We start from the raw sequence: 26,420 nt of genomic DNA on the forward strand, positions 1-26,420 counted from the left end.
GAACGCCGCCCTCACCGATCAGGCTACGTGGGCCAAGACAGCCAACAACAACAAAGCCACGATATTGGTGATCTTGATCATCGGATTGACCGCCGGACCCGCCGTGTCCTTGTACGGGTCGCCCACCGTGTCGCCGGTCACCGACGCCTTGTGCGCGTCTGAGCCCTTGAGGTGGCGAACGCCGTCCTTATCGACGAAACCGTCCTCGAACGACTTTTTGGCGTTATCCCAGGCCCCGCCGCCCGACGTCATGGAGATGGCGACGAACAGGCCCGTCACGATCACCCCCAGCAGCATCGCCCCCAGCGCCTCAAAGGCCGGAACCGCGCCGCCTATGGCGTAGACGATTCCGAACAGGACCAGCGGCGACAGGACCGGCAGCAGCGACGGCACGACCATCTCACGGATGGCGGCCTTGGTCAGCATGTCCACGGCGCGGCCATAGTTGGGCTTGGACGTACCGGCCATGATGCCGGGGTCTTCGCGGAACTGACGCCGCACTTCTTCGACCACGGCCTGCGCCGCCTTGCCGACCGCCGTCATGCCCATGCCGCCGAAGAGATAAGGCAGGAGCCCGCCGATCAGCAGACCGACCACCACCCACGGCGAGGACAGAGAGAAGGTCAGGTTGCCCAGCCCTTCGAAGAACGACCCCGGTGCGGCATTGGCGGCAAAGTATTTCAGGTCCGACGTATAGGCGGCGAACAGGACCAGCGCCCCCAGACCCGCCGAACCGATGGCGTAGCCCTTGGTGACGGCCTTGGTGGTATTGCCGACGGCATCCAAAGCATCCGTCGTGTGGCGCACATCCTTGTCCAGACCCGCCATTTCGGCGATGCCGCCGGCATTGTCGGTCACCGGCCCGAAGGCGTCCAGCGCCACGATCATCCCGGCCAGAGCCAGCATGGTGGTGGTGGCGATGGCGATGCCGTAGAGCCCCGCCAGCAGGTAGCAGCCGACGATGCCGCCGACGATGATCAGGGCCGGAATGGCCGTCGATTCCATCGATACGGCCAGGCCCTGAATGACATTGGTGCCGTGACCGGTGACCGAGGCCTGTGCGATCGACACCACGGGGCGTTTGCCCGTGCCGGTATAGTATTCCGTGACCACGATGAAGCCGGCGGTGACCGCAAGGCCCACCAGACCGCACCAGAACAGGGTCAGGCCGGTAAAGGCTTGCGGCGCGCCCTCATAGGTGATCACCGTATCGAAGCCGATCACCAGTTCGATCACCGCCGCCAGCGCCCCTACGGACAGGACGCCGGTGACGATCAGGCCCTTGTACAGGGCATTCATGATGTGATTGTCCTTACCCAGCTTGACGAAGAAGGTGCCGACGATCGAGGTGAGGATGCACGCGCCGCAGATGACCAGCGGCAGCAGCATCATCGGACCGACCAGCGCCGTACCGGCAAAGAAGATCGCCCCCAGCACCATGGTCGCGACCGTCGTCACGGCATAGGTTTCAAACAGGTCCGCCGCCATGCCGGCGCAGTCGCCGACGTTGTCGCCGACATTGTCGGCGATGGTGGCCGGGTTACGCGGGTCGTCTTCGGGGATACCCGCTTCGACCTTGCCCACCATATCGCCGCCGACATCGGCGCCCTTGGTGAAGATACCGCCGCCCAGACGCGCAAAGATCGAGATCAGCGAGGCGCCGAAGCCCAGCGCCACAAGGGCGTCGATGACCTGACGGCTGGTCGATTCAAGTCCCAGCACGTCGGTCAGGACGAAATAGTAACCCGCGACGCCCAGCAGCGCGCCCGATGCCACGAACAGGCCGGTTACCGCCCCGGCTCCGAAGGCGAGGTTCAGCCCCTGTTGCAGGCTTTTGGACGCGGCTTCGGCAGTGCGGACATTGGCGCGCACCGAAATCAGCATCCCGGCAAAGCCCGCCGCCCCCGACAGCACGGCCCCGATCAGGAAGCCGCCCGCGGCATAGGGCCCCAGCACCAGAAAGGCGGCGACGAAGATAACCACGCCGACGATGGCGATGGTCGTATATTGCCGTTTGAGATAGGCCCCCGCCCCTTCCTGAATCGCCGCGGCGATTTCCTGCATCCGGGCATTGCCCTGCGGTTTTTTAAGCAGACTGAGGGTCTGAACGACCCCGTACACCAAGCCCAGAACGCCGGCCGCTATGACCAGCCCGATCCATGACGTCATACCTAACCCCTGTCGTTATTTGTTATGACCCGCCGGATGACGCGCCGTTTTTGACAGCCGGAAAGGCACGACCCTACCCTCCCGACAAGGTCAGGAGAGTGCCGCAAGTTTCCAATGGGTGCAAGTTTAGTGATTTCGGAAGTAATCACCCCGAAAAAGGCCGAATGGGTCGCATTTATTATTGCGATGCAACCAGTATTCAGCCATCACAACCCCGTGAACACATGGCGCGCCCACGGTGTGAGAACACCGTCAGTTCATCGACTTCTTGGGGTTCTGAGCCAGTATTTCCAAGGAGGCGATATTGCCGGCTCCGGCGATCTTGGTGAATTCCGGGATCATAATCTTTTTGAACCGCTCCTCGTCCAGCGTGTCGCGCTTGTTCGGCAGCGCGAAAGACTGCTTGTGCGCCGCGCGGATAAGGCTGTCGCGGAAATAGGGTTCCTTGAGTCGCAGACCGTTGACGTCGGCCTTCGGCGTCAGGTTGATGCGCAGGGTGACGAACAGATAGTTGACCACCCGGCCGTTATCGATGACCGGCATGGCCACGGGCGACAGCTTCACATAGGGATCGCCGCCCTCCTTCTTGGCCTCGGAGGCGAAGGCGGGCATGGCGAGCGCGCAGAAAAGACTGCTGAGGAGGATGCGGCGGGTCTGGATCATGCGCCGAGTCTAAGCGGAAACGGTTTAGAAGGGGTTTAGGGAGGATTTTCCACAGATGCACACAGATGGTTCGAGTGTGTACCATCGGTATAGGTCGTTCTAACCTGAGATGTTGAGAACCAAAGATTACACAGATTGGCGCTTCGCGCCTTTGGAATAACCGACCCCGGCAGCGTGCCGTTTGAAACTCATAATCTGTGAAATCTGTGGTTCCTCTAAACAGTCAGCCAAGCACTCGGTCTATCTGTGTGCATCTGTGGCCATCTGTGGAGAACCTTAAATCCTCAGGCGTGAACCCAGCCCTTGTCCTCGATCTCGATCACCTTGCCGTCGCTGATCACCGACACTTCGCCCGATCCGGCTTCGCAATGGCCGATCTCGTGGAAACCGGCGGCTTTCAGCACCGCCGCCCCCGCCGCATTGGCCGTGCACAGGATCTGGTAATCGTCGCCGCCGGTGATCAGATCGGTGACATCGGCTCCCAGCGCTATGGCGGCGCGCGCCGCGATCGAGGTCGGCACGCGGTCGATGTCGATAACAATGGCCACTTGCGAAGCCCGCGCCATGTGCAAGGCGTCAGCGATCAGGCCGTCGGAAATATCCATCGAGGCGTGGGCGTTTTCCAGCACCGTATCGGCAAAGTCGTCTCGCGGTTGCGGCAGGCGATAGGCGCTGATCAGATGCGCCTTGTGCGCGTCGGACAGTTCGTCAAATTCACCACGCAGCACCCGCAGGCCCAGATGGGCGTCACCGATAAAGCCGCCGACCAGCACGATATCCCCAACCCGCGCGCCGGCCCGCGACAGGGTGCGGCCCACCGGCGCGTGACCAAAGGCGGTGATGCTGAGCAGCAGCGGCCCTTCGGTGGAAACCGTATCTCCGCCGAACAGGTCGAAATCGAATTCGTCCTGATCGAGACGCAGCCCGTAGGCGAAGGCTTCCTTGCCCTCATAGGCCATGCCCTTGGGCCAGGCCGTCAGGAGCTGATAGCCATAAGGATCGGCGCCCTTGGCCACAAGGTCGGAAATATTGACCCGCAACAGTTTGCGCGCCACCTGATCGAGCGGATCGGTGGACAGGAAGTGCACGCCTTCGACCATGGCGTCGGTCGTCACCACAAGGTCGTAGCCTTCGCGCGCGCCCAGCACCGCCACATCGTCGATCAGACCGCGCGCCTCGGCAGTCAGTCCCGCCAAAGGCTTGAACAACCGGTCGATGACGCTGAATTCGCTGTTGTCGCCGGTCATGCGGTCTTACCTCGCGTCCTTGGCGATACCGTCCAGCGCGCCGTTGACGAAGCGCGATTCCTCATTGCCGAAGAAGGCCTTGGCGATCTCGACATATTCGTTGATCACTACCTCGACGGCGATGTCGGTGCGGAATTTCAGCTCCCAGGCCCCGGCGCGCAGGATGGCGCGCAACGTGGTGTCGATGCGGTCCAGACGCCAGTTCGAGGCCAGACGCTCCGAAATCAGCACGTCGATGCCGGCCTGTGCCTTGACGATGGTCCGCAGACCGTCGGCGAAGAAGGCTTCGTCGGCGGTGCCCAGACGCTGTTCCTCGCCGCCCTCGCCCTCGATATGACCGTCGAAACGGAAGTCGGCGAATTCACGGATGACCGATTCGACGCCGGTGCCGGCGATTTCCATCTGATACAGGGCCTGAACCAGTACCAGACGCGCCACGGTGCGGGCGCGCTTGTCCTTGATCGACAACCGGCCCGCTCCCGCGGGCTCATTGGCGTTCAGTTGCTCGATGACCGACTTGAGGCTTTGCGGATCAACCATGATTGCCTCCGCGCAGGGCCTTCTTCAGCGCGATCATGTCGAGCGCCACCTTGGCCACCGTGCCGCCCTTGTCGCCTTCCGAACGGCGCGCGCGGGCCCAGGCCTGATCCTCGTCCTCGACGGTCAGGATACCGTAGCCGATGCACAGGAGTTGCTTCAGCGTCAGGTCCATCAGGCCGCGCGCCGACTCTTCGCAGACATAGTCGTAATGGGTCGTTTCGCCACGGATGACGCAGCCCAGCGCGACATAGCCGTCATATTTGCGCCCGGCGGGGCCCTGAGAGGCGTCTTCGGCCATGGCGATGGCGCCCGGCACCTCGAACGCGCCCGGCACGGTGATGACATCGTATTCCGCGCCATAGGCCTCAAGCGCCGCCTTGGCGCCGGCCAGAAGCTCATCGGAAATATCCTCATAGAAGCGGCTTTCGACGATGAGGATGCGCAGGGGTGTATCGATGGTCAAGAGAGTCAATCCTTGGGGGATAAGGTCAGTCATTACTTACTGACTTATTGAGTACAGAGAAAGCCAAATCCGGCTACGGAACGCTTTTAGCTGAGCGGTTTCCAGTCGATGATCTGCAGCCCGTAGCCTTCCAGCGCCGCCGGTCTGGGCTTGGAATCGGACAGGGCGATCATGTCGCGCACCCCCAGATCGAGCAGGATTTGCGCCCCGACGCCATAGTCGCGCAGGCCGCGCGGCTGAGGCGTTTCGGCGTCGTCGACGGCGAAGCGGTTGGAGATGACCTTGGGGTCGAGGTCGCGCAGCATGACCATCACCGCCGGGCCGTCATAGTCGGACAGGGCCTTCATGGCCTGTTCGACCAGCCCGGCACGCCCGTCATTGGCCGCCAGTACGTCGGCGGCGACGTCGAGTTGGTGCATACGGACCAGAGTCGGCCTGTTGGGCGCCGGCTGATGCTTGACCAGCGCGATGTGCTCGCTCTGATCGAGGCGGTTGCGATAGACGAACAGGCGGAACTGACCGCCCCACTGGCTCTCGAACGGCTTTTCCAGCACGCGGTCGACAAAGCGTTCGGTGCGGCGGCGATAGGCGATCAGATCGGCGATGGTGCCGATCTTCAGGCCATGGGTCTGGGCGAAGACGATCAGGTCCGGCAAACGCGCCATGGTTCCGTCATCGTTCATCACTTCGCAGATGACGCCGGCGGGATAGAGCCCGGCCATGCGCGAGATGTCTACTACGGCCTCGGTATGGCCGGCGCGGACCAGAACACCGCCGTCGCGCGCCACCAGCGGGAAGACGTGGCCGGGGCTGACGATGTCGTCGAAGCCCTTGGTCTGATCGATGGCGACGGCGATGGTGCGGGCGCGGTCGTGCGCCGAAATCCCGGTGGTGATGCCTTCCTTGGCCTCGATGGCGACGGTGAAGGCCGTGCCGTTGCGCGCGCCGTTTTCGGCGGCCATGGGCGGCAACCGCAGTTGACGCGCGCGCTCACCGGTCAGGGCCAGACAGATCAGGCCGCGGCCGAAGCGGGCCATGAAGTTGACCACGTCGGGCGTCGCCATCTGTGCCGGGATGCAGATGTCGCCTTCGTTTTCGCGATCCTCGGCGTCGACAAGGATATAGGGGCGGCCATTGCGGGCGTCCTCCAGAATGTCCTCGATGGTCGAGATGGGGCTCTCGGAACTGACAGGGTTAAGGTCGGTGGCGATGCGGTTGAAGGTCATTTTCGTTCTTCCAATACTCGCCCGCTTTGGCTGCCGCCGAGGCTGGGGGAGATGTCACGGAGTGACAGAGGGGGCCTTTGAATGCCGATAAAGGCCCCCCACCGTCTTTTGCCTTGGGCAAAATCCACCTCCCCCACACGTGGGGGGAGTATGAGAGTATCTTACACGGTTTCGCGCCAGCGCGCGGCATAGCGCGCCATCAGGTCGATCTCAAGGTTTAACTTGTCGCCAACCTTGCGATCCGACAGCGTCGTGTGCGTCCAGGTGTGCGGGATGATGGCCACGCCGAACACGTCGTCCTCGACCTCGTTAACCGTGAGTGAGATGCCGTCCAGAGCGATCGACCCCTTATGCGCGATGTAACGATGCAGCGGACGCGGCACGCGGACCTTCAAACGATAGGCATCACCATCCTGACGCAGTTCGATCAGTTCGCCCACACCATCGACGTGACCGGCGACGATATGGCCGCCCAGTTCGTCGCCGACCTTAAGCGCGCGCTCCAGGTTGATGCGGTCGCCGACCTTCCAGTTATCGAGCGTGGTCACGGCCAGCGTCTCGTTCGACAGGTCGAGCGTATAGCGGTCGCCGCGCTTTTCAACGACCGTCAGGCAACAACCCGAATGGGCGATGGATGCGCCGATATCGACGGTGGACAGGTCGTAAGTGGTCCGGACTTCGAAGCGCGCTCCGCCTTCGTGGCGGTCGATAGCGGTCAGGGTGCCCAGATCGGTGATGATGCCGGTAAACATGCTATTCCAACTCGTAACTTTCCCACAGGTCTTCGCCCACGGCCTGCACACCCACGCGGGTGAAACGAATGACGCGATTGATGTCGGCGATGTCGAGGAAACCGATCACCGCCCGCCCGTCTCCGCCCAATATGGTGGGGGCGCGGAACCATTCCAGACGATCGACCGCGCCCGATTTGACAAAGGCGGTGGCGATCTGCCCGCCGCCTTCGACAAACAAACGCTCGATCCCCGCTTCATTGAGCGCCTCCAGCGCCGTGACCAGGTCCACGCGCTGATGACGCGATGCCACCTTGAGCGGACGAACGCCCAGCGAAATCAGTTCCGGATTGAGGTCGTGCGTCGTCACCACATAGGTCGGGATGACGCGCGCCGTCTGCACCAGTTTGGAATGCAACGGGATGCGCCCGCGGCTGTCCAGCACCACGCGAGCGGGCTGATACCCCTCGTAACCTTGCAGGCGCACGGTCAGTTCCGGATCGTCCTTTAGCACGGTTTCGATGCCGACGAGCACCGCATCGTGCGAAGCGCGCAGTTCGTGCACAGCGCGCCGCGCCTCTTCGCCGGTGATCCAGCGGCTTTCACCTGTGTGGGTGGCGATGCGCCCGTCGAGCGTCGTGGCCAGTTTAAGCGTGACGAAAGGACGGATCATTGCGCCCGGCTCTTATGCATCATCGGTAGCCGACAGGTCTTGTTCGCCAAGACCCTGACGGATCTGCGCAGGGTCCTTCGGCTCAGGATTGCCGGCTGGCGCGGGCGTGCGTTTCGCGTCAGGCACGTCACCGTCAAAACCCTCTTCGCCCAGGAACTTGGCAAAATCAGAGGTTTCCTGAAAATCGCGGTACACCGAAGCGTAGCGCACATAGGCCACGGAATCCAGCGAGCGCAGGGCCTTCATGATCAGTTCGCCGACCACTTCCGAGCCGATTTCCGTCTCGCCGAGGCTTTCGAGCTGACGCACGATGCCCGACACCATGCGGTCGATGCGCTCACCGTCGATCTGACGCTTGCGAGTCGCAAGTGAAATCGAACGCTCCAGCTTTTCGCGGTCGAACGGCGTGCGGCGGCCTGAACGCTTGACGATGACCAATTCGCGCAACTGCACGCGCTCGAAGGTCGTGAAGCGCCCGCCGCATTCGCTGCACGACCGGCGACGACGAATGGCTGCCCCGTCCTCGGAGGGACGGGAGTCCTTGACCTGGGTTTCAGGATTTCCGCAGAAAGGGCAGCGCATTCTATACCTTAGCTATAAATCGGGAAACGCTTGGTCAGGGCCAGAACCTGCTCGCGCACCTTGGCCGTCACGGCTTCGTCCGGCGCGCCGGAGTTGGACGCCATGCCGTCAACCACGTCGGCGATCAGATTGCCGATCAGGCGGAACTCTTCCTCGCGGAAGCCGCGCGTCGTGCCCGCCGGAGTGCCCAGACGCACGCCCGAAGTGATGGTGAAGGGCTGCGGATCGAACGGGATGCCGTTCTTGTTGCAGGTGATGAAGGCTTCTTCCAACGCGTGCTCGGTCGCCTTGCCGGTCTGGCCCTTGGGACGCAGATCGACCGACATGACGTGGCTGTCGGTGCCGCCGGAGACGACGCCCAGACCGCGTGCGATCAGGGTTTCGGCCAGCACACGGGCATTGGCCACGACCTGAGCCGCATAGGCCTTGAATTCCGGTTGCAGCGCTTCGCCGAAGGCCACGGCCTTACCGGCGATGACGTGCATCAGCGGCCCGCCCTGAAGACCGGGGAACACCGCCGAATTGATCTTCTTGCCCAGCGCTTCGTCGTTCGACAGAATCAGGCCGCCGCGCGGACCGCGCAGGGTCTTGTGCGTCGTCGTGGTGACGACGTGGGCGTGCGGCAGCGGGTCCGGATAGACGCCGCCAGCGACCAGACCGGCATAGTGGGCCATATCGACAAACAGATAGGCGCCGACGCTGTCGGCGATCTGACGAAAGCGGGCGAAGTCGATGTGACGGCTGTAGTTCGACGCACCGGCCACGATCAGCTTGGGCTTGTGTTCTTTCGCCAAGGCCTCAACCTGATCGTAGTCGATCAGGTGATCGTCTTCACGCACGCCGTAGGGCACGACCTTGAACCACTTGCCCGACTGGTTGGCGGGCGAGCCGTGCGTCAGGTGACCGCCACAGGCCAGGTCCATGCCCATATAGGTGTCGCCCGGCTGCAGCAGGGTGAAGAACACCGCCTGATTGGCATTGGCGCCGGAGTGCGGCTGGACGTTGGCGAAGGCACAGTTGAACAGTTGTTTTGCGCGCTCGATAGCCAGCTTTTCGACTTCGTCGACATATTCGCAACCGCCATAGTAACGGCGGCCCGGATAGCCTTCGGCGTACTTGTTGGTCAGGACAGACCCTTGCGCTTCCAGCACGGCCCTGGAGACGATATTTTCCGAAGCGATCAGTTCGATCTGGTCCTGCTGACGGGTCAGTTCGCCCTTGATCGCCGCCAGAACGGCCGGGTCAACCGTCGCCAGATCGCTGTTGAAATAGCCTTGCGGGATGAAGGAGGCGGGAGCGTTCACGAGCTTTATCCTGTCGTCTGGAGGAAGGCCGGCACTACATATAGCGCATCGTCCGAAATTGCGCGTCTGTTAAACCTTTGAGACAGCAAATCCAAGTGAAAACGTCTGATGTCCGGGTTTAGCAAATGATGCCGCCACGCCCCTTGTTCAAGGGCGGCGGCTTGAGCGCTTCAAGACGGTTTTTCAGCTTCTGCACGGCCAATCGTTTGACCGCTTGCGGGTCGCTGGCCGGGCCGACGGTCGAGACCTCTTCGCCCGACACCGGATCGACCGCGATGACCTTGAGGTACGCGCCGTTGCGATGCAGTTCGAGAAGAAATTCGGACATGACTCAGTTCCTGTCCTTCCAGAGGCTTGGGTCACGGCGTGTGTGCAGCACCCCGACTACATACAAAATATCACCCTCAAACCGATAGTACAGGTTGTAAGGAAAATCTGGCAACCGTGCGCGCCGAAGCCGGGTTGAGCTTCCGGGTTTCTCAATGGATAACGGCAAATCTTTTCGAGTTCGTCGGTTACCTGTTGATTGAAACGTAAACTCAGGTCGGGGGCCTTCGATTTATACCATCGCGAAGCCTCCATGACTTCGCGACGCGCGACCGGAGTGAATTCAAACAGAAATTCACTCACTAAAAATCGCGCTCAAGCTCGGCCCGAATGACATCCCAGCTAATGGAATGAACCTTATCCTGCTCGAACGTTTCCATCCGACGCTCAAGTTCGGCCAGATGCGAAGCCGGGACAGGGACGTCCCCGTCTTCAAGACTGTCCCACAGCGCGCCTATCAGTTCGAGGCGCTCCTCGACTGTCAGATCTGAGATCGAGATTTTCGACAAGGCGTTCATGGGGGCAGAATACCCCCAAAACGTCACCCTGCCAAGCGTCAGGCCACAGCCGGCATGACATCTTAAGTCAGGCTACCGATGGTAGCCGGGCAACATTGCAATGGCTCCACAGCTTGTCCATGGCGTTGACCAACTCGTCCATCATCTTGTCGTCGTGGTCCGGCGACGGCGTAAAGCGCAGGCGCTCGGTGCCTTTCGGCACCGTCGGATAGTTGATCGGCTGCACATAGATGTTGAAATCGTTGAGCAGCATGTCCGAAATCATCTTGCAATGGACCGGATTGCCGACCAGAACCGGGACGATATGGCTTTCGGACGGCAGCACCGGGATACCCAGTTCGCGGAAACGACGCATCAGGGTCTGTGCGCGTTCCTGATGGGCGACGCGGCGCTCATTATGTTCTTTCAGCCAGCGCACCGAAGCCGCCGCACCGGCCATCACCGCCGGGGGCAGCGAGGTGGTGAAGATGAAACCGGCGGCCCACAGGCGGATGGCGTCGATCATCGCCGCCTGCCCCGCAATATAACCGCCCATCATGCCGAACGCCTTGCCCAGCGTGCCTTCGATGATGTCGATCTGATCCATTACGCCATCGCGCTCGGCGACACCCGCGCCGCGATCGCCGTAAAGGCCGACCGCATGAACCTCGTCGATATAGGTCAGGGCATTATATTTCTTCGCCAGGGCGATGGTGCCGGCGATGTCGGCGATGTCACCGTCCATCGAATAGACCGACTCGAACGCAATGAGTTTGGGCGCATTGACGGGGGCCGCGGCCAGCAGTTCTTCGAGGTGCGCCAGATCGTTGTGACGAAACACGTGACGCGCGCCGCCGCCATTGCGGATGCCGGCAATCATCGAGGCGTGATTCAGCGCATCGGAGAAGATGATCAGGCCCGGCAGAATCTTGTACAGGGTCGTCAGGGTCGCTTCGTTGGCGACATAGCCCGACGAAAAGACCAGAGCGGCTTCCTTCTGGTGCAGATCAGCCAGTTCGGCCTCAAGCGCGTTATGATACCAGGTCGTACCGGAAATATTGCGCGTGCCGCCCGAACCCGATCCGGCTTCGTCGATGGCGCGGTGCATGGCGTCGGTCACCACCGGGTTCTGCCCCTGCCCCAGATAGTCGTTGGAGCACCACACGGTCACTTCGTGCTCGGAGCCGTCCTCGCGTTGCCAGGTGGCGCGCGGAAAAGCGCCGCGATGGCGCTTCAGGTTGGCGAACACGCGATAGCGGCCCTCCTTGCGGACGGCGTCGATAGCGGCCTCGAAGGCGGCGGTATAATCCATCTACTTATCTCAACCCTGTGCTCTCCACGAGACATCAGGGCCCTCGGTGGTGTGTTGCCGGGGTCTCGACGCCCCTTTGCTTACAAGCGGATATAGTGGGTTGTTCCGCCCTTGGCCAGTGTCAATATGCCATAGGTTCAGACCTTTGGGGCATGAAATCACCCTTGTCCGGATGCGCAAAATGACGCACCCGGAACGCCCACACTATACCGCAGCGACGAAGGGTGTTTGCATTATAATGAATTTTTTGCAAATATACGCTTTCCTACGGTTTGCTAAAACAGTTAACAGAGGTCCGGCCATGAACGCTTCGCATACCAAAGCCGTTGCCGATACGACTTTTTCCGGCAAATCTGCCGCCGTCGCCTGCGAGGACGACGAACGCAATCTGGCCTATGTCGTCTATGGCCTGCTGTTCGTCAGCCCCTTTTCTCTGGGCATTACGGCTCTGATCGGCGCGGCGCTGGCCTATATCAAGAAACACGACTGCACCTCCTATATCCAGACGCATTTCCGATATCAGATCAAACACTTCTGGGCCGTCTTCGCCCTTTGGGGCATCGCCACCTTCATCGCTGTCATATGCACCGTCGTCCTGACCTGGACCCTCGCCAACCTGATCTGGTCGCAATACGACATCTCCGACTGGCGACGCATCGACCTCGACCTTAGCGACCTCGATATTTCCAGCATTCCCGTCTCCACCATCCTCGGCGTTTCGTCAGGTTACGTCATCTCCGCCCTCCTCACCGTCCTCGCCACTGTGTGGATTCTGATTGCTTCGGTGAACGGCGTTTTGAGACTCAATCACCACAAGCCGATTGGCAAACGCTTCAGAACGGCGTAAGCCCCGCCCGTTGAATTAACGGGTATTGTCATGACCTTCTCTCCCGTCGTCGGTTCCTACCCTCTGGCCCGCCCGCGCCGGCTGCGTCAGTCCGCCTGGGTGCGCGACATGGTGGCCGAGCACCGCATCACCGCTTCGGATCTGATCTGGCCGATCTTCGTGCACGATAAGGACATCGCCCGCGATCCCATCCGCTCGCTGGAAGGCGTCGATCGCCTGAGCATTGCCGAAGCCGTCAAGGAAGCGACGGAAGCCCATGCGCTGGGTATCCCGGCTCTGGCGCTGTTCCCCAATATCGACCCGTCGCTGCGTAATGACGAAGCCACCGCTGCCTACGATCCGGATGGCCTGATCGCCCGCACCTGCCGCGCCATCAAATCCGCCGTGCCGGACATCGGTCTGGTCGTCGACGTGGCGCTCGATCCCTTCACTTCGCACGGCCACGACGGCATCCTCAGCGATGGCAAAATTCACAACGAAAAGACCATCGATATCCTGATCCAACAGGCCATAGTGCAGGCCGAAGCCGGCGCCGACGTCATCGCACCCTCCGACATGATGGACGGCCGGATCGGCGAGATTCGCAAGGCGCTGGAGGCACACGGCCTGACCGATAAACTGATCCTGTCCTATGCCGCCAAATACGCCTCGGCCTTCTACGGGCCGTTCCGCGACGCGGTCGGGACCTCGGCACTGAAAGGCGACAAGAAGACCTATCAGATGGACAGCGCCAATACCGAAGAGGCCCTGCGCGAAGTCGCCATGGACCTTCAGGAAGGCGCCGACATGGTCATGGTCAAGCCCGGCCTGCCCTATCTCGACATCGTGCAGCGCGTGTCGGAGACCTTCCGCGTGCCGACCTTCGTCTATCAGGTGTCAGGCGAATACGCGATGATCAAGGCGGCGGTCAATGCTGGCTTCATGGACCACGACAAGGGCGTGTTCGAGACGCTGCTGGCGTTTAAACGCGCCGGCGCGTCGGGGGTGCTGACCTACTTCGCCAAGCACGTAGCGGAGAAGTTGAAGGGATAAGTTTCTCCACAGATGGCCACAGATGAACACAGATAGACGTCACAAGATGAGCCGTCTGTGCTCCAACCGGATGCCACCGAAATTTAAGAGCAAAGCTTTCTTTAGATTCGACACGCGCAGATAATTGATGACCTGCGCTTCGTCCGCTTTTGTAAGTGCCGCAGCGGCCTTGAGTTCGACGATGATTGTGTCGAAACAAATGAAATCGACGCGAAATCCGCAGGACAGGACGGCGTGCTTATAACGCACCTGTAAATGCGCTTCGCGCAGCGAAGCTATATTCCTCTCGGCGAATTCCACCGACAGCGCTTCCTGATACACAGATTCAAGGAAGCCGTGACCGAGAGCATGGTGCACTTCGATTGCGGCACCTATGATCGCATAGGTCTGCGCATCTTTATCATCCATTTCCCCCTCCCTTCCCACAGGCACGATCTATCTGTGTTCATCTGTGGCCATCTGTGGAGAACCTTACTTCCGTCTCGCCTCCAGACGCGCGTGCAGCGATGAGGTATCCCAGCGACTGCCGCCCATGGCCTGCACCTCGGAATAGAACTGATCGACCAGCGCCGCGACGCTTAGGTGCGCGCCGTTCGAGCGCGCTTCGTCCAGGGCAATCCCCAGATCCTTGCGCATCCAGTCCACCGCAAAGCCGAACTCGTACCTGCCCTCAGCCATGGTCGCCCAGCGATTCGACATCTGCCACGACCCGGCCGCGCCCTGTGATATGGCCTGAAACACCAGTTCCGGGTCAATCTCAGCGCATTTGGCGAAGTGCAGCGCCTCGGAAATGCCCTGCACCACGCCGGCAATGGCGATCTGGTTGCACATCTTGGCGGTCTGACCCGCGCCCGCCTCGCCGATACGCGTGATCGACTTGGTATAGGGCAGCGTCACGACCTGCACGCGCGCGAACTGTTCGGCCTCGCAGCCGACCATCACCGCCAGCGCGCCATTGACTGCGCCCGCCTGCCCGCCCGACACCGGCGCATCGGCGAAATGCAAGCCTTTTTGAGCACATAGCGCAGACAGTTCACGCGCCAGTCTGGCCGAGGTCGTGGTGTGATCGACGATCAGGCTGCCCTTCGCCATGCGCCCGGCCGCCCGCGTCACCAGATCGCGCACGTCGTCGTCGCGCCCGACGCACAGGACCAGCACCTCGGCATTTTCGACCGCTTCCTCGAAGTCGGTCGCAAACGCCGCCTGGTGTTCGGCGCCCCACGCCGCGGCCTTTTCCGGCGAGCGGTTGTAGCCGACGACGTCGAAACCGGCCTTCAGCAGATGACTGGCCATGGGCGCGCCCATGACGCCCAGCCCCGCAAATACGATGCGCATGAGAACCTCAAACAGTCAGGGAGTGTGTCTGGCCGTAGCGGCCACGGAAATAGGTCAGGCCGTGCTCGCCGAAATGCGTGTCCGACTGCTCGAACGCTTCGACCTCGCCAATGATAACCAGATGGTCGCCCAACACCTGGGTCTGATACTGGCGGCATTTCAGCCACGACAGGGCCGCTTTCAGGCGCAACGGCTCATCCGCAAAGGACAGATCGTCGGCCTCGCGGCAATAGGGGTTTTCGCGGAAAAAACGATCCGCCAGATCGCGCTGCGGCGCGCTGAGGATGTTGATGCCGAAGGCCTGCGCCCCGGCAAACAGGTCGTAGCGTTCCGATTTGAGGTCGAGCGACCACAGGATCAGCTTGGGGTCCAGCGACACCGAAGCAAACGAATTGATAGTCAGGCCCATGACGCAGGCGTGGCCTTCGCGGTCCGTCACGGGGATGGTGACGACGGCCACACCGGTGGCGAAGGTGCCCAAGGCGTGCCGATAGGCCAGACGATCCGGGTCGCTCAACGGAACCTCATTTCATTGCAATATATACCCTCTTTGACCCCAAAAGCCGCCAGGGGTCAATGAGCGAAGCACCTGAAACCGTCAGGCCTCAACCGCCTGTTAAGATTAATGACCGATATATTGACGAACCCCGGAGCAAGTAATGGCCAGTCGCGACGCCCCCGTAGTCATCAAGAAAGTGAAAAAGGTCGTCGGCGGCGGTCACCACGGCGGCGCATGGAAGGTCGCCTATGCGGACTTCGTGACCGCCATGATGGCCTTCTTCCTGCTGATGTGGCTGATCAATACGACGTCACCCGAACAAAAGCGCGGTGTCGCCGACTATTTCGCCCCGGCCAGCGTGTCTCAGACCACCTCCGGTTCGGGCGGCATCCTCGCCGGCACCGCCATCGGCCGCGACGGCGTCAAGCAGGAAGGCTCCATGGCCTTCATCGAGCAGATGGCCCCGCAGGCCCCCGAAGCGCAGGACCGCGACGGTTCGGCCAAGCACGCCGCCGACCTGTCGCAGACACCCGAAGACCAGTTGCGCGACGAGTTGCAAAAGCGCGAAGAGGCCTCGTTCCGCTCGGCGGCCGAATCCCTGCGTCAGGCCCTGCAGGACATGCCGGAACTGGCCGAACTGTCGAAAAACATCCTTGTCGATCAGACCCCGGAAGGCCTGCGCATCCAGTTGATCGATCAGGAAGGCCGTTCGATGTTCAACGCCAATTCGACCCAGCCGAACGAGCGCGCGCGCCTGCTGCTGCGCGCCGTGGCCAAGGTCGTCAATCAACTGCCGAACCGCATCTCCATCACCGGCCACACGACCGGCACGCCGGGTCTGGGTCAGGTCGACAAGGACTGGAAACTGTCGGCGGACCGCGCCGACGCCTCGCGGCAGGTGCTGCAAAGCGCCGGCGTCGATCAGGACCGCGTGGCTCAGGTGTCGGGCAAGGCCGCCAAGGAACCTCTGTATCCGGACGACCCGACTCTGGCCGGGAATCGCCGCATCGCGATAATTTTGCTGCGTGAAGCCCCCGTCCTGCCAGAAAATCCTTCTCTTTGACGGCAAAATGGGGTCTCATAAGCAGGTGAGTAGATCAGGCCCCACCCCATGAGCGAGCATTTTCCAGGACGAAAGCTCAGATACTATCTGACCATCCCTGGCCCTTGCCCGTATCTGGAAGGTCAGGAGGAGCGGAAGGTCTTCGTGCACCTGCCGCCGCTCGAAGCCATCAATGTCAACGATCAGTTATCGGCCATCGGCTTTCGCCGCTCGCAGAACATCGCCTATCGTCCAGCCTGTCCGTCGTGCCGCGCCTGTCAGTCGGTGCGCATCCCCGTGCACGGCTATCAGTTCAACCGCACGGACAAGCGTATCGTCAAGCGCAACGCCAGGGTCACCCGCCATTTCCGCGAGGCCGAAGCGACGCGCGAGCAGTACGACCTGCTGCAGAAATATCTCAAGGTGCGCCACCCCGACGGCGGCATGATGGATATGACCTGGCCCGATCTGGTGGCCATGGTCGAAGACACGCTGGTGCGCACCCACATCATCGAATACCGGCTGGACGGGCAACTGATCGGCTGCGTGCTGGTCGATGCGCTCAATGACGGCCTGTCTCTGGTCTACAGCTTCTACGACCCGGACCTGATGAACCGCTCGCTGGGGCGCTATGTGATTCTCGATCATATCGAGCAGGCCCAGCGCGCCGGCTACGCCAATGTCTATCTCGGCTACTGGGTGAAGGGCTCGCCCAAGATGGACTATAAGGCGCGCTATAAGCCGCTGGAGGCCCTGACCGATTTCGGCTGGACCGAGATCGATCCGGATTTGGATGCTTCCGATTAGAAGCCGGGGCGCGGCCCCTGCACCCGTTAACCGGGAACATTTAACTAAAGAGTGAATTCAACCCCTGCCCCGCGGCAAACGCGCCGTAGCAGATCACCCCGACATAGATCGTCGCCGCCAGCGCGAAAAACTGCCCTACCAAGATGAACACGCCATCGCGCTGGATCATGCCGACCGCCGTCAGCAGAATAGCCAGCGCCGGCAGGGTGTTGGAAAACGGAATAATGCCCAGCGGCAGCATCATCACAATGGCCGCATAGATCAGCACCAGCGCATTGACGCGGTTCGACAGCGCCCCTGTGGTCAGTTTGAGCAGGCGCGGTTTGACGAAACGATCGATCTTCGACACCACGCCGACGCCGCGTTGCAGGACCGGCACCAGCTTCGCCGTCTCGATCTCGCGATCCAGTATCTTCTCCGGCAGCCACGGCAGGCGGTTGAAGAGAATGGCCACGGCGATAAGAATGATCGCCGCGCTGAACGGGATCGAAATGCCCGGCACCGATACCGGGATCAGAAAGGGCAGGCACAACAGGACGCAGAGCAGCAACAGCCCCTGCTCGCCCATCATGTCGATCAGCTCCCTGAGCGTGGTGTGCTTACCCTCGATGCGGCCCACCGTATGGGTCAGCATGGAACTGAGGGATTCAGACGTGTCGTGAAAACCGAAAATCTTGCGCATGCCGCATCGCAGCAAAAGTGACATAAGGACGCAAGTGGAAAATCGATTTCAGCCCTATCAACAAAAAAGGCGAAGATCGCTCCACGCCCTTTCAGCCTAGTTCGGACGCAGTTTTCGCAGGCCGCGCGGGGCCATCTTGCCGACGCTGGCGCGCTTGCCCACAAAGTCCTTCCAGTCCTTGAAGTCGCGCGCCTTGCCCGATCCGTCGTACCAGTTGACCGGTCCGGCCTGATCGAAGACGGCGATGTCCTTCACGCCGCCGTCCTTATAGCCTTGCAGCTTGACGCCCTTGCCGCGCGCCATTTCCGGCAGTTCGGACACCGGATAGACCAGCACCTTGTTGTTTTCGCCCAGGATGACCACGTGGTCGCCCGTCACCGGCAGGGCCGCAAAGGCCTCGGTGCCATCCGCATTAAGCACCGACTTGCCGGCCTTCTTGTTGCCGACGGCGTCTTCCTCGTTCATCACGAAGCCGTAGCCGTTCTTCGACACCATCAGGCGCTTGGCCCCCGGCGTGAACATGAAGACGGCCAGAATGCGCGCCTTCTCGTCCATCTCCAGCATCAACTGGAGCGGCTCGCCATGCCCGCGGCCCGACGGCAGCTTGTCGCAGCCGAGCGTAAAGAAACGCCCGTCCGAGGTCATGATCAGCAGCTTGTCGGTATTATAGCCCGGCACAAGGAAGCCGAGATTGTCGCCTTCCTTGAACTTCAGTTCCGACGGGTCATCGACGCGGCCCTTGGTGGCGCGAATCCAGCCGCGCTCGGACAGGACGACGGTCAGGGCTTCCTTCGGCAGATAGGACTCGATCGAAGCCACCTCGACGCCCTGCGGCGCTTCGGCAAAGGTCGTGCGGCGCGCCGACAGGAGTTGCTTGCGCACCTCGGCCAGTTGTTCGTCGATGCGCTTCCACTGCTTCTTCTCGGAGCCCAGCAGCGACAGAAGGCCGTCGCGTTCCTTCGACAGCTTGTCGTGCTCGCCCTTGATGGCCATTTCTTCGAGACGGGCCAACTGACGCAGACGCGTGTCGAGGATGTAGTCGACCTGCACCTCGGTAAGTTCGAAGCGCGCCATCAGGGTCTGCTTCGGCGTTTCGTCCTCACGGATGATGCGGATTACCTCATCCAGATTGAGGAAGGCGATCATCAAGCCGTCCAGGACGTGCAGACGTTTCTCGATCTTGTCCAGACGCCATTGCGACTGACGGATCAGCACCTCGCGGCGGTGATCGAGGAACGAGGTCAGGATGGTTTTGAGGCCCATCACGCGCGGCGTGCCGGTCTTGTCCAGCACGTTCATGTTGAAGGCGAAGCGCGTTTCCAGATCGGAAATCTTGAACAGGCTTTCCATCAGCACTTCCGGATCGATATTGCGCGTCTTGGGTTCGAGGATCAGGCGCACCTCTTCGTCAGACTCGTCACGCACATCGCCCAGCAGCGGGGCCTTCTTGGCTTCGATCAGGTCGGCCAGTTGCTCGATCAGGCGCGACTTCTGCACCTGATAGGGAATTTCCGACACGAGGATGCGCCAGTTGCCGCGCCCCAGATCCTCGACTTCATAACGGGCACGTACACGAACCGAGCCGCGACCGGTTTCATAGGCTTCGCGGATCGCCTCGCGGCGCTCGACGCAGATGCCGCCGGTCGGGAAGTCGGGGCCCGGAATGATCGCCATCAGCCCGTCCGTGTCGGTCGCCGGCTCGGCGATCAGCAGCTTACAGGCGTCGATCAGTTCGGCGACATTGTGCGGCGGGATCGAGGTCGCCATGCCGACGGCGATGCCCGTCGCCCCATTGGCCAGCAGGTTCGGAAACGCCGCCGGCAGCACGAGCGGCTCTTCGTCCTGACCGTCATAGGTCGGGCGGAAGTCGACCGCGTTCTCATCGATGCCGTCCAGCAGCAGCATGGCCGCCGTGGTCATCTTGCATTCGGTGTAACGCATGGCGGCGGCGGAATCGCCGTCAATATTGCCGAAGTTGCCCTGCCCGTCGACCATGGGGTAACGCTGGGCGAACCACTGCGCCATGCGCACCAGTGCGTCGTAGATCGACTGATCGCCGTGCGGGTGGAAGTTACCCATGACTTCACCGACCACCTTGGCCGATTTACGCGCCGCCGACTGCGGATTGAGCCGCATATTGTGCATAGCGTACAGCACGCGCCGGTGCACCGGCTTGAGGCCGTCGCGCACGTCCGGCAGGGCGCGGTGCATGATGGTGGACAGCGCATAGGCCAGATAGCGCCGCGACAGGGCCTCACCCATCGGTTCGCTGAGGATACGGCCGCCTTCGTCGAGAATCACATCGTTGCTCATGCCTTATCCGTAAGGCTTTCGCGGTTTTCGTACAAGCACATATGCAGAACAGGCTGTGGAAGGCGACACCCCGTCACCAGTTGTTGCGGCCGTCCATCGCTTCGGTCGGCAGGGCCGCCAGATCGAAGCCGTCGACCATGCGCATATTGACGGCGAAGATGCGCTTTTTCGGCACCACGCCCGCCTCGCCCTTCGGCGTCCCGTCGGCATTGTAGGCCGAGGCCCAGTCCGGGCTGTCGCCGTGGGTATTGCCGCCGCAATGGCCGCAGAAATGGTGCTGATTCATGCCGCCGCTGGCCGAATAGACACGATCCTGAGCCTGAGTGGCGATCGTCACCTCGGCCGGATCGAAATAGGCCCAGACCGCGCCGGTGCGATGGCAGAAACTGCAATTGCAGGTCCTGGCCTCTTCCGGTGCCCGCGGCAGTTCGATACGGGTGGCGCCGCAGTGGCAGATGGCGGTCAAAAGTGTCGATTGCGTCATGGTTTGGCTCCTCCGATGGCGGAGCCTCGCAGAGCATGGTGACAAAATCTGTCAGCAGGGCCCAGGCGTTCAGAACAGGGCGTCGACCGCATTCTGCAGATTGTCGTCCATGCGCGCGGCGCGGCCATGGATGTGAGCGTCCATTTCCAGCACGTGCGCCTTCATGCTCTCCAGCCTGGCGGCCAGATCGTCGCGCGCGACCGGGTCTTCGATATTGGAGCTGAGCAGGATCTGAATGCCGGATTCGAACTCCTCCAGCGCATTTTCGCAGGCGGCGTCGAAAGGCTTGCGCACTTCAGAAGGTGACGCCCCATAGGCCGCGATCACTACGTCCTTCTGCTCGAAACCCGAATTTTCGAAGTGTTCGACATAGCCGCGGCGGCGCCAGTCCATCAGTTCCTCGGCCATGTCCGGCATGTCGAGACCCATTTCGAACAGCATGATGGCTTCGTTGAACAGGTTGAGATAGTCCGTCGCCAGCCCCGTTTCCGGATTGACGTTGGCCGCTCTCAGTTCCTCTTCGCTGTAACCCGACATGCTTCCGTTCAATTCCGCCCGTACCGGGTCCATCCGTCCATTAATACAAGAGACACCTTACCAAAGCGTGGAGAACGCTGTTTCGCGTGCCTTTTTTAAACCTGCTTCGATTCGAAGCCCTTTTCCATTTTTTGATTTATCGGCCATCTTCAACGGAGATGGGTTCACTTTCAGGAACGATCTTGGGAAAGTCACGATTCCCGCACGGCGTCGATCAGGCGTGTCCGGATTTCGGGCAGGGGCTGATTGAGCGGATGGAAGATATGCCGCTCCAGAAAATAGCCGGTCAGATCGAGCCCGCGCCGCAGGTCGTCGGCCTGCACCCCGCCTTGCGAAGACAGAAGAAACCCCGGCAGCGGCAGGAGTTTATCCTTATAGGGCGCGCCTTCCCGACGGCTGACGGCGCGCGCCGAGCGCGGCGAGACATAGGCCAGATCGTCGCGGCTGCCGCTGACCGCGCACGACGACAGGTCGAGACCGAAGCCGACCGCTTCCAAAAGGCCCATTTCGAAGCGCACATAGATATAGGGCCAGACCTCCGGCATGGCGAAACCGCTCATCAGGGCGTCAAAAGCATGGAACGCGCCCGGATAGGCCTCGCGCTCCGGCAGCACGGCGCGGGTCATGACGCAGGCGCATTGCACGCCGATCAGGGCCATCGGATCGTCGAAGATCAGCGATGTGGCGTCGCCTTCGGGCTCGATAGTCGCCGAGCCCAGATGGTCGGAGGTTCGCGCGCGATAGGACAGGCGCACACGACTGGCCGGCTGCAGGAAGGGCTTGATGCGCCGCGACGCCCCGCCGGGCACGTGCGCGGCAATATGGCCGTGCGCCAGCGTCAGGAAATGCACGACCGCGCCGGTTTCACCGTGCGGCCGCGAACTCAGGACAAAGGCGTCGTCTTCGAACTGCAACTCATCCTCCGCCCCTCATACCTCCCCAGTTTACTGGAGAGGGGGACCGCACGACGCGCGCAGCGCCAGATGCGGTGGTGGGGGTACTTAATTGAAAAGTACGCTGGCAGAGTTTGCAACCTAAGAAACCCCACCACCACATCTCAACGGCTTTGCCGTTTCGTGCGGTCCCCCTCCCCGGCATAGCCAGGGAGGTATAGACATTTACTCTCCGAATTCCAGACCGAACTGAGCGTATAGCGCCCGGTCGTCGCTCCAGCGTTCATTGACCTGCACGTGCAGGAACAGGTGCACCTTGCGGTCGAGAATATCCATCAGTTCCTGACGCGCGCGCTGACCGATCCATTTCAGCGTCTGGCCGTTCTTGCCCAGCACGATGGCGCGCTGGCCGTCGCGTTCGACGAAGATGGTCTGTTCGATGCGCGCCGCGCCATCCGGCATGTCCTTGAAGTCGGTCGTCACCACGGCGCAGGCATAGGGCAGTTCTTCATGCACACGCAGGAACAGCTTTTCGCGGGTGATTTCAGCGGCCAGAATACGCACGGGCGCGTCGGCGGCCTGATCCTCCGGATAGAGCCACGGCCCCACCGGCATCTTTTCGGCCAGCGCTTCCATCAGGTCGCCGATGCCGTTGCCTTTTTCGGCCGAAATCATGAAGACCTGATCGAAGACGTCTTCCTTGAACAGGCTGTCGGCCAGGGCCAGCAGATTGTCGCGACGCAGCAGGTCGATCTTGTTCAGCACCAGAATGGCGCGGCGATTATTGGCCTTGAGACCGGCAATGATGGTCTCGGCATCCTCGACCGCCAGCTTGTCGGCTCCGGTCGGCTTGGTGTCGGGGGCCGGGAAATGCACGGCCAGATGCGCCGGCGCGTCGACCAGCATGACGACGATGTCGGCGTCCTGCGCCCCGCCCCAGGCCGATTTGACCATGGCGCGGTCGAGACGGCGGCGCGGCTTGAAGATGCCCGGCGTGTCGACCAGCACGATCTGCGCGTCGCCATGCAGGGCGATGCCCCGCACCGGAAAGCGCGTCGTCTGCACCTTCTGCGTCACGATGGAGACCTTGGAGCCAACGAGGGCGTTCACAAGGGTGGATTTACCGGCATTGGGGGCACCGATGATGGCGGCGAAACCCGCGCGCGTCGTCGCGGGAGAAGAAGAGGTGATCGTCAATTAAGACCTGCGTGTTCGATAAAGCTGAGGGCCGCCGCTTTCTCGGCCTCCTGACGGGACTTGCCGCTGGCGACGACGGGATCGTAGCCTTCTAGCTTGAGCGCGACCTTAAAGATAGGGGCATGATCGGGCCCGATGCGTTCCACGATCTCATATTTCGGTGAAGACAGCTTCTGCTGGGCCGCCCATTCCTGAAGGTGCGACTTGGGGTTCAGGTGCGAACGGCTGTGGCTGGAGCGGATATGCGGCTCCCATAAAGGCCCGAATATCCGCCGCGCCGTCTCGAAACCGCCGTCGATATAGACCGCCGCGATGAGGGCTTCGCAGGCGTCGCCAAGGATGGTCAGGTTGGAGCGCCCGCCGCTCTTGGTCTCGCCCGGCGCCAGCCGCAGGGCCGCACCGACCCCCAAAGACACCGCCACCGCCGCGCAGGTTTCACGACTGACCAGACCATGCAGGCGCTGAGACATTTCCCCCTCGGCGGCCTGCGGATAGGCCTGCATCAGGGCTTCGGCCACCAGCAGGCCCAGAACGCGGTCACCGAGAAATTCCAGCCGCTCGTTGTCTCCGGCGACGGTTTTTTTCTGCTTGCCGTCGCTGACGCTGGCGTGGGTCAGGGCGCTGTCGAGCAACTGACGGTCGCCGAAGCGGTATCCCAGTTTCGCCTCCAGCGCGTCCAGCACCTTCTGGCGATGGCCGGAGGCGTCCCTTTGCATTCTCGTCATGAACAACAGGCCATTTCAAAACACCTATACCTCCCCAGCTTGCTGGCGAGCCGGGCGGCCGGTGCCGGGGACCATCGAGCGATAGCGTAGATGGTGGTGGGGTTTCTTTACTAAATTATCAACGGGCAGTTTGGTGGGCCTCTCTGAAAGATACCCCACCACCACATCTCGCCGGCTCTGCCGTCTCGTGCGGTCCCCCTCCCCGGCATAGCCAGGGAGGTATGTTTTGTTACTTGAGGGACTTAAAGAAGCGGTCCCAGCGCAGGTCGAGCCAGGTCCATGGCTTGAACAGCGACGCGCCCTTGTTCCACGACACCAGCACCATGACGGCCTTGCCTTCGAGGTTCTCGGCGGGCACGAAGCCGACGCCCGGCTGGAACGGATCGGCTGGCGAGAAGCGGCTGTCGAGCGAGTTGTCGCGGTTGTCGCCCATGACGAAGTACTGGCCTTCGGGAACGGTAAATTCCTGCGTATCGTCGGCATCGGGCTTATAGCCCATGTCCTGCGTCAGGTGCGTCGCACCCGCCGGCAGAGCTTCCTCAAGCACCTCGACGTCCGGCGTCGCATAGGTGACACCGGCCGAGATCGGTCCCTTGTCGATAGTGGTGACGGCCTCGCCATTGATGAAGACCTGGCCCTGCTTCACCTGAACGCGGTCACCCGGCAGACCGATCACGCGCTTGATATAATCGACCTTGGTGTTGCTGGGCAGTTTGAACACCACAATGTCGCCGCGCTTGGCCTGTTTTTCGAAAATGCGGCCCGAAATCACCGGCGGCGAGAACTGGATCGAGTGTTTGGAATAGCCGTAATCCCATTTACGCACGACGATATAGTCGCCCTCATAGAGGTTGGGCTCCATCGACGCCGACGGGATGGTGAAGGGCTGGAAAAACAGGGTGCGGAAGACCAGCGTGATGATCAGGGCGATCGCCACCGTCTTGAAAATATCGGCCCATTCGTCCTTGAGCGCGGATTTTTCATCGCCTTCGACGGTTTCTTTTTCGATCACCGCGTCCTCAACGACCTTATCTTCAGCGCTCATAAATCAGCCCCACATAGCTTTAGCGCCCATAGCTTTAAGCGCATTCCTGCTGCCTGTCTATTTTTAGATTTCGGCCAAAAATAGACCTTAAAAATTGTTAAGTTAAGGCACTACAACCGCCTCGATCACCACATAGGCCCCGGCCAGATCGCTCTCGTCCGTCAGGCTGAGGTGGATTCGCACCGCGTGACCGTACGGTACAAGCCCCTTCAGCCTTTCGGCAGCCCCCCCGCTCAGCACCACGTCCGGCTTGCCCAGCGCATCATTGCGCACCTCTATGTCGGTAAAATGAAAGCCGCGCAAACCGGTGCCCAGCGCCTTCATCACCGCCTCCTTGGCGGCGTAGCGCTTGGCCAAGGTTGGGTGAATGGGCGTTTTCGACAGGGCATAGGCCTGTTCGGCGGGCGTGAACACGCGGTCGAGGAACTTCTGTCCGAAGCGCTCGACCGACTCCTTGATGCGTCGCGCATCGGTCAGGTCCATGCCCACGCCGACGATCATAGGCGCGCGGCGTCCATCAGTTGACGCATACGGCCGATAGAGGCCTCAAGCCCGACGAAAATGGCCTCACCGATCAAAAAGTGCCCGATATTCAGTTCCTTGATCTGAGGCACGCGCGAAATGAAGGTCACGGTGTCGTAGTCGATGCCGTGACCGGCATGGACCTCGATGCCGACCTCCGCCGCCATATGCGCCGCCCATTCGAGCTTCTTCATTTCGGCTTCGACGATCGAATGTTCGCCTTCGCGCCAGGCGTCGCACAGGGCGCCCGTATGGAATTCCACGACCGGCGCGCCGATGTTCGACGCCGCCGACACCTGAAGCGGGTCCGTGGCGATAAACAGGGACGTGCGGATGCCTGCGGAATTGAGTTTGGCCACCGCCGCGCCCACCGCATCGACATTGCCGGCGACGTCGAGCCCGCCTTCGGTGGTGCGCTCCTGACGGCGTTCGGGCACGAGACAGCAGGCGTGCGGCTTGAGGTCGAGCGCGATGCCGATCATCTCGTCGGTCACGGCCATTTCGAAGTTCAGCGGCTTGCGGAACTCGTCGCAGACCTCTTTCAGCGCCCAGATGTCCTTGTCCAGCACGTGCCGGCGGTCTTCCCGCAGGTGCGCCGTGATGCCGTCCACGCCGGCCTCCAGCGCCAGACGCGCGCCGCGCACCGGATCGGGCGCGTTGCCGCCGCGCGCATTGCGCACAGTGGCGATATGGTCGATATTGATACCCAGCCGGATGCGGTTCATG

30 protein-coding genes are annotated in these 26,420 nt (G+C 61.6%); 4 read left to right on the forward strand and 26 right to left on the reverse strand.

Annotated features, from left to right (window positions below; all coding sequences use genetic code 11):
- Nucleotides 1-18: 18 nt before the first annotated feature.
- The 13 genes from LH365_RS08130 to hemA all read right to left on the reverse strand — a co-directional run bounded on the left by LH365_RS08130 (nucleotide 19) and on the right by hemA (nucleotide 11,734).
- Nucleotides 19-2,169: a sodium-translocating pyrophosphatase gene (locus tag LH365_RS08130; RefSeq protein WP_226743156.1), complete on the reverse strand. Its 2,151-nt coding sequence runs from the start codon at nucleotides 2,167-2,169 to the stop codon at nucleotides 19-21.
- Between the two features lie 252 nt (nucleotides 2,170-2,421).
- A complete protein-coding gene (locus LH365_RS08135) occupies nucleotides 2,422-2,832 on the reverse strand; it encodes a hypothetical protein (RefSeq protein WP_226743157.1) in 411 nt (136 codons plus the stop codon).
- Between the two features lie 284 nt (nucleotides 2,833-3,116).
- On the reverse strand, nucleotides 3,117-4,079 hold the full coding sequence (gene thiL, locus LH365_RS08140) for a thiamine-phosphate kinase (protein ID WP_226743158.1): 963 nt from the start codon (nucleotides 4,077-4,079) through the stop codon (nucleotides 3,117-3,119).
- 6 nt (nucleotides 4,080-4,085) lie between these two features.
- A complete protein-coding gene (gene nusB, locus LH365_RS08145; RefSeq protein ID WP_226743159.1) occupies nucleotides 4,086-4,619 on the reverse strand; it encodes a transcription antitermination factor NusB in 534 nt (177 codons plus the stop codon).
- A complete protein-coding gene (locus tag LH365_RS08150) occupies nucleotides 4,612-5,082 on the reverse strand; it encodes a 6,7-dimethyl-8-ribityllumazine synthase (RefSeq protein WP_013480399.1) in 471 nt (156 codons plus the stop codon). Before LH365_RS08150 ends, nusB begins: the two co-directional genes overlap by 8 nt.
- Before the next feature lie 86 nt (nucleotides 5,083-5,168).
- The gene (ribB, locus tag LH365_RS08155; RefSeq protein WP_226743161.1) at nucleotides 5,169-6,308 is read right to left on the reverse strand and encodes a 3,4-dihydroxy-2-butanone-4-phosphate synthase; all 1,140 of its coding nucleotides are present in this window, start codon (nucleotides 6,306-6,308) and stop codon (nucleotides 5,169-5,171) included.
- 161 nt (nucleotides 6,309-6,469) lie between these two features.
- A complete protein-coding gene (locus LH365_RS08160; protein WP_226743162.1) occupies nucleotides 6,470-7,060 on the reverse strand; it encodes a riboflavin synthase in 591 nt (196 codons plus the stop codon).
- Between the two features lies 1 nt (nucleotide 7,061).
- Nucleotides 7,062-7,712, reverse strand: coding sequence for a RibD family protein (locus LH365_RS08165; protein WP_226743163.1), 651 nt, complete (start codon nucleotides 7,710-7,712; stop codon nucleotides 7,062-7,064).
- Between the two features lie 12 nt (nucleotides 7,713-7,724).
- Complete coding sequence (gene nrdR / locus LH365_RS08170) at nucleotides 7,725-8,294, reverse strand: transcriptional regulator NrdR (protein ID WP_370639721.1); 570 nt, start codon at nucleotides 8,292-8,294, stop codon at nucleotides 7,725-7,727.
- A gap of 8 nt (nucleotides 8,295-8,302) precedes the next feature.
- Nucleotides 8,303-9,598 (reverse strand): serine hydroxymethyltransferase, encoded by a 1,296-nt coding sequence (gene glyA / locus LH365_RS08175; protein ID WP_304502288.1) that lies wholly within the window; start codon nucleotides 9,596-9,598, stop codon nucleotides 8,303-8,305.
- A 118-nt stretch (nucleotides 9,599-9,716) separates the two neighbouring features.
- Nucleotides 9,717-9,926, reverse strand: a complete 210-nt coding sequence (locus LH365_RS08180; RefSeq protein WP_226743164.1) for a hypothetical protein — start codon at nucleotides 9,924-9,926, stop codon at nucleotides 9,717-9,719.
- A gap of 301 nt (nucleotides 9,927-10,227) precedes the next feature.
- Complete coding sequence (locus LH365_RS08185; RefSeq protein ID WP_226743165.1) at nucleotides 10,228-10,443, reverse strand: addiction module protein; 216 nt, start codon at nucleotides 10,441-10,443, stop codon at nucleotides 10,228-10,230.
- A gap of 67 nt (nucleotides 10,444-10,510) precedes the next feature.
- Nucleotides 10,511-11,734 carry a 5-aminolevulinate synthase gene (gene hemA, locus LH365_RS08190; RefSeq protein WP_226743166.1) on the reverse strand — a complete coding sequence of 408 codons (1,224 nt, stop codon included), beginning with the start codon at nucleotides 11,732-11,734 and terminating at the stop codon, nucleotides 10,511-10,513.
- A 301-nt stretch (nucleotides 11,735-12,035) separates the two neighbouring features.
- Between hemA and LH365_RS08195 the strand changes: the two genes are divergently transcribed.
- On the forward strand, nucleotides 12,036-12,581 hold the full coding sequence (locus tag LH365_RS08195) for a hypothetical protein (RefSeq protein ID WP_226743167.1): 546 nt from the start codon (nucleotides 12,036-12,038) through the stop codon (nucleotides 12,579-12,581).
- A gap of 30 nt (nucleotides 12,582-12,611) precedes the next feature.
- Nucleotides 12,612-13,613 (forward strand): porphobilinogen synthase, encoded by a 1,002-nt coding sequence (hemB, locus tag LH365_RS08200; protein WP_226743168.1) that lies wholly within the window; start codon nucleotides 12,612-12,614, stop codon nucleotides 13,611-13,613.
- Nucleotides 13,614-13,652: 39 nt separating this feature from the next.
- Here hemB and LH365_RS08205 read toward each other — a convergent pair whose 3' ends face one another.
- From LH365_RS08205 to LH365_RS08215, 3 genes are all read right to left on the reverse strand, one after another.
- On the reverse strand, nucleotides 13,653-14,021 hold the full coding sequence (locus tag LH365_RS08205; protein ID WP_226743169.1) for a GxxExxY protein: 369 nt from the start codon (nucleotides 14,019-14,021) through the stop codon (nucleotides 13,653-13,655).
- Between the two features lie 63 nt (nucleotides 14,022-14,084).
- Nucleotides 14,085-14,948, reverse strand: coding sequence for an NAD(P)-dependent oxidoreductase (locus LH365_RS08210; RefSeq protein ID WP_226743170.1), 864 nt, complete (start codon nucleotides 14,946-14,948; stop codon nucleotides 14,085-14,087).
- Between the two features lie 7 nt (nucleotides 14,949-14,955).
- On the reverse strand, nucleotides 14,956-15,465 hold the full coding sequence (locus LH365_RS08215; protein ID WP_226743171.1) for a flavin reductase family protein: 510 nt from the start codon (nucleotides 15,463-15,465) through the stop codon (nucleotides 14,956-14,958).
- Between the two features lie 142 nt (nucleotides 15,466-15,607).
- Here LH365_RS08215 and LH365_RS08220 point away from each other — a divergent pair, with 142 nt between their 5' ends.
- Nucleotides 15,608-16,510, forward strand: a complete 903-nt coding sequence (locus tag LH365_RS08220) for a flagellar motor protein MotB (RefSeq protein ID WP_226743172.1) — start codon at nucleotides 15,608-15,610, stop codon at nucleotides 16,508-16,510.
- 48 nt (nucleotides 16,511-16,558) lie between these two features.
- The gene (locus tag LH365_RS08225; RefSeq protein ID WP_226743173.1) at nucleotides 16,559-17,296 is read left to right on the forward strand and encodes an arginyltransferase; all 738 of its coding nucleotides are present in this window, start codon (nucleotides 16,559-16,561) and stop codon (nucleotides 17,294-17,296) included.
- A 40-nt stretch (nucleotides 17,297-17,336) separates the two neighbouring features.
- Here LH365_RS08225 and LH365_RS08230 read toward each other — a convergent pair whose 3' ends face one another.
- The 10 genes from LH365_RS08230 to LH365_RS08275 all read right to left on the reverse strand — a co-directional run bounded on the left by LH365_RS08230 (nucleotide 17,337) and on the right by LH365_RS08275 (nucleotide 26,419).
- Entirely contained in the window at nucleotides 17,337-17,978 is a 642-nt protein-coding gene (locus LH365_RS08230; protein ID WP_226743174.1) for an exopolysaccharide biosynthesis protein, read from the reverse strand.
- 96 nt (nucleotides 17,979-18,074) lie between these two features.
- The gene (gene parC, locus LH365_RS08235; RefSeq protein WP_226743175.1) at nucleotides 18,075-20,291 is read right to left on the reverse strand and encodes a DNA topoisomerase IV subunit A; all 2,217 of its coding nucleotides are present in this window, start codon (nucleotides 20,289-20,291) and stop codon (nucleotides 18,075-18,077) included.
- 73 nt (nucleotides 20,292-20,364) lie between these two features.
- On the reverse strand, nucleotides 20,365-20,775 hold the full coding sequence (locus LH365_RS08240; RefSeq protein ID WP_226743176.1) for a GFA family protein: 411 nt from the start codon (nucleotides 20,773-20,775) through the stop codon (nucleotides 20,365-20,367).
- A 69-nt stretch (nucleotides 20,776-20,844) separates the two neighbouring features.
- Nucleotides 20,845-21,312 carry a hypothetical protein gene (locus LH365_RS08245; protein WP_226743177.1) on the reverse strand — a complete coding sequence of 156 codons (468 nt, stop codon included), beginning with the start codon at nucleotides 21,310-21,312 and terminating at the stop codon, nucleotides 20,845-20,847.
- A 191-nt stretch (nucleotides 21,313-21,503) separates the two neighbouring features.
- Entirely contained in the window at nucleotides 21,504-22,226 is a 723-nt protein-coding gene (recO, locus tag LH365_RS08250; RefSeq protein ID WP_226743178.1) for a DNA repair protein RecO, read from the reverse strand.
- A 204-nt stretch (nucleotides 22,227-22,430) separates the two neighbouring features.
- A complete protein-coding gene (gene era, locus LH365_RS08255) occupies nucleotides 22,431-23,402 on the reverse strand; it encodes a GTPase Era (protein WP_226743179.1) in 972 nt (323 codons plus the stop codon).
- On the reverse strand, nucleotides 23,399-24,127 hold the full coding sequence (gene rnc / locus LH365_RS08260; RefSeq protein ID WP_226743180.1) for a ribonuclease III: 729 nt from the start codon (nucleotides 24,125-24,127) through the stop codon (nucleotides 23,399-23,401). The genes era and rnc overlap by 4 nt, the downstream gene beginning before the upstream one ends.
- A 229-nt stretch (nucleotides 24,128-24,356) precedes the next feature.
- Entirely contained in the window at nucleotides 24,357-25,172 is an 816-nt protein-coding gene (gene lepB / locus LH365_RS08265; protein ID WP_226743181.1) for a signal peptidase I, read from the reverse strand.
- A 102-nt stretch (nucleotides 25,173-25,274) separates the two neighbouring features.
- On the reverse strand, nucleotides 25,275-25,673 hold the full coding sequence (acpS, locus tag LH365_RS08270) for a holo-ACP synthase (protein WP_226743182.1): 399 nt from the start codon (nucleotides 25,671-25,673) through the stop codon (nucleotides 25,275-25,277).
- Complete coding sequence (locus LH365_RS08275; protein ID WP_226743183.1) at nucleotides 25,670-26,419, reverse strand: pyridoxine 5'-phosphate synthase; 750 nt, start codon at nucleotides 26,417-26,419, stop codon at nucleotides 25,670-25,672. The genes acpS and LH365_RS08275 overlap by 4 nt, the downstream gene beginning before the upstream one ends.
- Between the last annotated feature and the right edge of the window lies 1 nt (nucleotide 26,420).

This window comes from Asticcacaulis sp. AND118, from assembly GCF_020535245.1.
GTDB lineage: Bacteria > Pseudomonadota > Alphaproteobacteria > Caulobacterales > Caulobacteraceae > Asticcacaulis.